This window comes from Bradyrhizobium hipponense (genome assembly GCF_008123965.1).
GTDB classification, from domain to species: domain Bacteria; phylum Pseudomonadota; class Alphaproteobacteria; order Rhizobiales; family Xanthobacteraceae; genus Bradyrhizobium; species Bradyrhizobium hipponense.
This window is the reverse complement of the sequence record NZ_VSTH01000073.1, coordinates 41,024-47,831: the sequence shown is the minus strand read 5'-3', so window position 1 is coordinate 47,831 and position 6,808 is coordinate 41,024. Positions and strand designations below refer to the sequence as shown.

Genomic DNA, 6,808 nt, shown 5'->3' with positions numbered 1-6,808 from the left:
CCCTCCCCCTCCAGGGGAGGGTGTGAAGGAAGACATCCATGACCAAGCCCAAAGTTCTCATTTCCGACGCGCTCTCTCCCGCCGCCGTGCAGATCTTCAAAGACCGCGGTATCGAGGTCGACTTCCAGCCCAATCTCGGCAAGGACAAGGACAAGCTCGCCGAGATCATCGGCAATTACGACGGCCTCGCGATCCGCTCCGCGACCAAGGCCACGGCCAAGATCCTGGAGAAGGCGACCAATCTCAAGGTGATCGGCCGCGCCGGCATCGGTGTCGACAACGTCGAAATTCCCGCGGCGACCGCCAAGGGCATCATCGTGATGAACACGCCGTTCGGCAATTCGATCACGACCGCCGAGCACGCCATCACGCTGATGCTGGCGCTGGCGCGCGAGATTCCGCAGGCCGACACCTCGACCCAAGCCGGCAAGTGGGAGAAGAACCGCTTCATGGGCGTCGAGATCACTGGCAAGGTGCTCGGCGTCGTCGGCTGCGGCAACATCGGCTCGATCGTCGCCGACCGCGCGCTCGGCCTGCGCATGAAGGTGATCGCCTTCGATCCGTTCCTGTCGCCGGAGCGCGCCAAGGACATCGGCGTCGAGAAGGTCGAGCTCGACGAGCTCTTGAAGCGCGCCGATTTCATCACGCTCCACACCCCGCTCACCGACAAGACCAGGAACATCATCGATGCGGCCGCGATCGCCAAGATGAAGAAGGGCGTGCGCCTGATCAATTGCGCCCGCGGCGGTCTGGTCGACGAGCAGGCGGTGGTCGATGCGCTGAACGCCAAGCACATTGCGGGCGCAGCCTTCGACGTCTTCGTCGAGGAGCCCGCGACCTCGAGCGTGCTGTTCGGCCATCCCAACGTGATCTGCACGCCGCATCTCGGCGCCGCCACCACCGAGGCGCAGGAGAACGTCGCGCTCCAGGTCGCCGAGCAGATGTCGGACTATCTGCTCACCGGCGCGATCTCGAACGCCGTCAACTTCCCCTCGATCACCGCGGAAGAGGCGCCGAAGCTGAAGCCGTTCATCGCACTTGCCGAGAAGCTCGGCTCGTTCGCCGGCCAGCTCACCGAGAGCGGCATCCTCAAGGTGCAGATTACCTACGAGGGCCACGTCGCCGAGATGAAGATCAAGGCGATCACCTCCGCCGTGCTGTCGGGCCTGCTGCGACCGATGCTGGGCGAGGTCAACGTGGTGTCCGCGCCGGTCGTCGCCAAGGAACGCGGCATGGTGGTGGACGAGATCGTGCGCGCTGCGCAGAGCGACTATGAGAGCCTGATCACCGTCACGGTGGCGACGGAGCGTCAGGAGCGCTCAGTCTCCGGCACCGTGTACCATGACGGCAAGCCGCGATTGGTTGACGTCAAGGGCATCCGCGTCGACGCCGAGTTCGGCAAGTCAATGATCTACGTCACCAACGAGGACAAGCCCGGCTTCATCGGCAGGTTCGCGAGTCTCCTCGGCGATGCCAAGCTCAACATCGCGACTTTCCATCTCGGCCGCGTCGCGCCCGGCAGCGATGCCATCGCGCTGGTCGAGGTCGACGGTGCGGTGCCGGCCGATGTGCTCGCCAAGGTGCAAGCCCTGCCGCAGGTCAAGCAGGTCAAGGCGCTGACGTTCTGAGGCGCCGATATATTCCGACCCGCGGAACAACGCCGCCTCCATCTCCGGAGGCGGCGTTTTTATTTCTCCCGCGGCCGCCCAACTTTGTGTACCAATGGCGCGAGGACGCTCCGTTCAAAATCGTTTCGAAAAAGGGAGAAAACAATGCGTGAAGCCGTCATCGTTTCCTATGCGCGCACGGGGCTGGCGAAGTCCGGCCGCGGCGGGTTCAACATCACGGCGCCGATGAGTCTTGCGGCGCACGCCATCCACCACGCGGTCGACCGCGCCGGCGTCGAGAAGGACTATGTCGAGGACAGCTATCTCGGCAACTGCGCCCATGGCGCGCCGAACATCGGCCGCCAGGCCGCGCTGCTCGCGGGTCTGCCGAAGACCACCGCCGGCGTGTCGGTGAACCGCTTCTGCTCCTCGGGCCTGCAGACCATCGCCATGGCCGCGAACTCGATCCGCTCCGACGGCGCCGATTGCATCGTCGCCGGCGGCGTCGAGAGCATCTCGATTCCGGGCGGCCCTCTGCCCAAGGAAGCGGTCGATCCGGAGCTGTTGAAAGTCGCGCCCGACATCTTCATGGCGATGATCGACACCGCCGATATCGTCGCGGAGCGCTACAAGGTCAGCCGCGAATATCAGGACGAGTTCTCGCTGGAATCGCAGCGCCGCATGGCCGCGGCCCAGCAGGCGGGCAAGTTCAAGAACGAGATCGTCCCGATGAAGACCAAGATGAAAGTGGTCGACAAGGCGACCAAGGCGGAGTCGATCGTCGACTACGTCGTCGATCGCGACGAGTGCAACCGGCCCGAGACCACGATGGAAGGCCTCGCCAAGCTCGAGCCGGTGAAAGGCCCCGGCAAGTCCGTCACCGCCGGCAATGCCAGCCAGCTCTCCGACGGCGCCGCGGCCGTGGTGCTGATGGAAGCCAAGGATGCCGAGAAGCGCGGCCTCAAGCCGCTCGGCCGGTTCGTCGCCTGGGCCACCGCCGGCTGCGAGCCGGACGAGATGGGCATCGGCCCGGTGTTTGCGATCCCGAAGCTGTTGAAGCGCACCGGCCTGAAGATCGACGACATCGATCTGTGGGAGCTCAACGAGGCCTTCGCCAGCCAGTGCCTGTATTGCCGCGACAAGCTCGGCATCGATCCCGAGAAGTACAACGTCAACGGCGGCTCGATCGCGATCGGCCATCCCTTCGGCATGACCGGCGCACGTCTCACCGGCCACATCCTCCTGGAAGGCGCGCGCCGCAAGGCCAAGTGGGGCGTGGTCACCATGTGTATCGGCGGCGGCCAGGGCGGCGCCGGCCTGTTCGAGATCTATAGCTGAGTAGCGCAGTGTGAATGCGAAAGGGCACGGCTCGCGCCGTGCCCTTTCGTCATTGCGAGCGTAGCGAAGCAATCCAGAATCTTTCCGCGGCGGCAGCCTGGATTGCTTCGCTGCGCTCGCAACGACGCGGGCGAAAGCCTTGTCTATCCCGCAGCTCGTATTTTTAAGCCTTCACGCCCGTTCCAGCGCCGGTGCGAACACCACTTCGATCAGCGTGCCGGTGTTGGCCGCGCTCTTGATGTTGAAGCGGGCGCGGTTGGCTTCGACCAGCGCCTTGGTCAGCGACAGGCTGAGCGCCGAACTGTCAGAGGCATCGCCGGGCGGCGGGGTGCGGAACGGCTCCATCGCGGCCGCGACTTCGCGCTCGGAGAGGCCGTGGCCGGTGTCGCGGATGCGCAAGCACACCTCGCCGCGGTCATTGAGGGCGGTCGAGACAATGACCTGGCCGCCGGCGGTGGCGAGCCTGATCGAGTTGGAGATCAGGTTCATGGCGACCTGCCGCATCGCGCGCGCGTCCACGCTGACCTGCGGCAGCGCATGAGCGAGCGAGGTGCGGATGATGATGCGCTCGCGGTTGGCCTGCGGCTGCATCACCACGACGCAGGCTTCGACGAGATCGTTGAGGTTGAGGTTGGCGAAGTTGAGGTCGAGCTTGCCGGTCTCGATCCGCGACAGCTCGAGCAGGTCGTCGATGATGGTGATCACGCGCTCGCCGGAGGCGCGGATGTCCTTCATGTATTCGCCGTAGCGCTCGTTGCCGAGGCTGCCGAAGCGCTCGGAGATCATCACCTCGGCAAAACCGATGATGGCGTTGAGCGGCGTGCGGATCTCGTGGCTGATCCGCGCCAGCATGTCGGCCTTGGCGTTGGCCGCGCCGTCGACGAGATGGCGGGCCCGCGTCAGCTCGCTCTCGCCCTGCTTGCTCTGCGACAGGTCGCGGAACACCGCGAAGAAGTTGGGGCCGTCGGGCCGGGTGCGGCCCATGATCATCGCCAGCGGAATGACGCCGCCGTTCTTCTCGCGTCCCAGCACCTCGCGGCCATGATCGAGCAGGCTCGATATGTCCTGGTTCTTCAGGCTGTCGAGATAGTCGATGACGATCTGCTGGCTCTCGGGCGCAAACAGCGTCAGCAGGTTCTTCTGCAGCAAGGCTTCGCCGTCATGGCCGAACAGCGCCTCGGCGCTGCGGTTGCAGGCGTGGATGTTGCCTTCGGCATCGAACATGACGATGCCTTCGGCCGTGGTGTCGAGGATCGCGGCGAGATCTTCTGCCTCGGCCTCGCCGGGCTCGAGCTCCGGCTCGGGATCGACGGGGGTCGTCGCAAGCGGCTCGGCGATGGCGGGCTCGGCGACGATTGGCGCAGCCTGCGGCAGCGCGCAGATCAGCGCATGTGCGCTCGCGCCGTCCCAGTCGATCGTGTGCAGATGCGCCTCGGTGGTCGCGAGCGGCGCTTCGCCGTTCGCCACCGCCGCGCTGATCGTCACCGGTGTGCCTGCTTGCGACGTGCTGCTGGCCGCGGAGACGCCGGGTTCGACGTAGAGCGCATCGAGCCCGCCGGCATCCTCCAGCGCGCTCAAATCGGCATAGCCCATGCGGGCGAGGAAGGCGGGGTTGGCGTAGAGCAGGCGGTCGAGCCGGTAGATCAGGATGCCCGTCGGCAACAGGTCGAGCAGCGCGCGGTCGCGCGTGCTGTGGCCGCGTGCGGGCGGGGTGGGTTCGCTCAGCCATTCGGCCGGCCGTTGCGGCGCTTCCGGCTCCGGCATCGACGGTTCGGACGCAATCGCCGTTGCCAGCGGCTCGATCGTTTCCGTTGTGACCGTCTCTCGCTCGCGTTCGAGGCGCTCGGACAATTGCCGCGCGAGCTCGTTGAACGCACTGTTCTCGACTGGCGTCAGCGTCGGCGATCTCGTATCGCCGGGCGCTCGGAACGGCACGACATTGGGAGGCGTTTCCACGGATGTTTCCAGACCGGTTGGGTGTGAATTCGCTTCGGTGACGGGTTCGGGCAGTTCAGCTTCAGGCTCAGGTGCGGGCGGCTCGCTCGGTGGAGGCGGCGCCTCCCGCTCCGGATCTGGCTCGATCACATCCGCGGACAGGCTCTGTGGCACCTCCGGCTTGGTGAGCCGCTCAAAGCGCCGCAGCGCATCGAGCCGGTTGAGGCAATCGAGATCGCGGCAGACGCCAAAGCCCTTGAAGCCTGCAAAGTTGCGCATCCCGTCATAGACGGGAAGTCCTGCGAGCTCGACCGGCAGGTGCTCGCCGCCATCGGCCGGCCAGTTCACGGTGATGCCGGCCCAGGTGTCGTGGCTGGCCAGCGCCGCTGCCACGCGCCCCTCCGGATCGAGCGCGAATTCCTCGGCGATCTCGCGCCAGGGGCGGCCGAAGCCGGCCGCCGTACGCGTGCCGATCAAGCCGATGAACTCGCCCGAGAGAAGCACAAAGCGGCCCTCCGCATCCATCTGCCACAGGAAGCGCAGCGGATGCTGACGCGGCGCGGACGGCTCCGCATGGCCCGACGGCGGCTCGACCATGCCAGCTGTATTCGGCGCAGCTTGGGGCGGCACGATGGCTTCGGCTAAGTTTTCAACCGGAGTTTTGGGCGCGGCATCGATCGTGTCTTCGATCGTTTCTTGGACAGGCTCTTGAACAGTCTTTTGGACGGCTTGTTGGATCGGCGCGAGGTCCGGCGCAGCGTCGCTTGCGGGCGCCGCGGGTGCTTCAGCGATCGTCTCGGTCGGCGCCGGCGCGTCGGCCGGCTCGGCGAACGCATCGAACAGCGCGATACCGAACGGCATTTCGTTTGGCGGCGCGGGCTGTTCATCGTCCGGCGGCGCAGGTGAAGCGGCGGGCATTGCGACGTCTTGCGATGGCGCGGCCTGCACGCTCTCATCTGCCGCCTCAGCCGCAGCCTCGCGCGCGGCCTGCACAGCAGGGGCGGGCTCGATCAGCGCGACGAGACCGGTATCGGCGCCTACGCCGACCCGTTGCAGCACCATCTGGCCGATGCCGATCGGGATCAGGGCGCGGCCTTGAGCAAGCGCATCGCGGCGCGCCTGTTCGAGGCCGGCCTCGACGAGATCGCGAAAGCCGAGCAGCGGGCGGGCAGCTTCGCTTGCGCCGGCGAACAGGCCGTCGGGCGCGAACGCCGCCATCGGCACCGCCGCGCCCTCGACCAGCCGGTGCAGGCGCTCGACCAGCGGCATGGTTCGGCCGGCCGGATCCATCGCGGTGACCAGCACGCCGTGGTGGCCGTCGGCAAATTCGAGCCGCGCGCAGGCGCAGGTCATCAGGCCGCCGAGCCGGGCGCCAAAGCCGCGCAGCCGTTCGAGCCGAACGGTGCCGCTCGCCGCCAGCTGACGCGCGAGGCGGACAATCTGGCGGCGATGCACGTCCGCCGGTCCGAAGGGCTTTTGCGCCAGCGCTGCGGCATGAGCCGCGCCAAAGAACTTTGCGCCGACCGGATTGGCCCAGAGCACGCGCGTGCCGTCGATCGACCAGAGCCAGGCGGGCAGCGCCGAGGTCGCGTGCACGGCCAGCCGCGGATCGCCCACGCCTCGCACCTGGAAATCCGAACTAGTCATCCAACCGGCTTCAAGTCTCGCTGCATCACCTGGGCGGCCGCCGGGAATGACAGCCTTAAGAAAGGGTTAGTATCGCCCGCGGGCACGGGCAGGTCCACGGCCCCGGTCTAGAAGCAAAGGCCTAAAGCCGCGATAACCTTAATGCTGCCGAACCCGCAAGCGGCACCCCGGTCGCATCCGCAGGATTCGCGGGGGCAAGCACCAGAGCTGGATGATTTTGGCTTGAACCGGTTGGGCCGCGGACGGTCACCTCTCCCGCTTGCGGGAGAGGTCGACGCGCT

General features: G+C 66.6%; 3 protein-coding genes. 2 read left to right on the top strand and 1 reads right to left on the bottom strand.

Going from position 1 to position 6,808, the window contains the following annotated elements; genetic code table 11:
• Positions 1–38 precede the first annotated feature (38 nt).
• Positions 39–1,628, top strand: a complete 1,590-nt coding sequence (gene serA, locus FXV83_RS21765) for a phosphoglycerate dehydrogenase (RefSeq protein ID WP_148741434.1) — start codon at positions 39–41, stop codon at positions 1,626–1,628.
• Positions 1,629–1,772: 144 nt separating this feature from the next.
• Positions 1,773–2,945 carry a thiolase family protein gene (locus FXV83_RS21760; RefSeq protein WP_148741433.1) on the top strand — a complete coding sequence of 391 codons (1,173 nt, stop codon included), beginning with the start codon at positions 1,773–1,775 and terminating at the stop codon, positions 2,943–2,945.
• Positions 2,946–3,116: 171 nt separating this feature from the next.
• Here the strand turns inward: FXV83_RS21760 and FXV83_RS21755 are convergent, their stop codons facing one another.
• Positions 3,117–6,527 (bottom strand): PAS domain-containing sensor histidine kinase, encoded by a 3,411-nt coding sequence (locus FXV83_RS21755; protein ID WP_148741432.1) that lies wholly within the window; start codon positions 6,525–6,527, stop codon positions 3,117–3,119.
• Positions 6,528–6,808 lie beyond the last annotated feature (281 nt).

Coding starts and splice junctions, on each gene's coding strand:
- FXV83_RS21755 (WP_148741432.1), bottom strand. CDS start 6,527: ATGACTAGTTCGGATTTCCAGGTGCGAGGCGTGGGCGATCCGCGGCTG.
- FXV83_RS21760 (WP_148741433.1), top strand. CDS start 1,773: ATGCGTGAAGCCGTCATCGTTTCCTATGCGCGCACGGGGCTGGCGAAG.
- serA (WP_148741434.1), top strand. CDS start 39: ATGACCAAGCCCAAAGTTCTCATTTCCGACGCGCTCTCTCCCGCCGCC.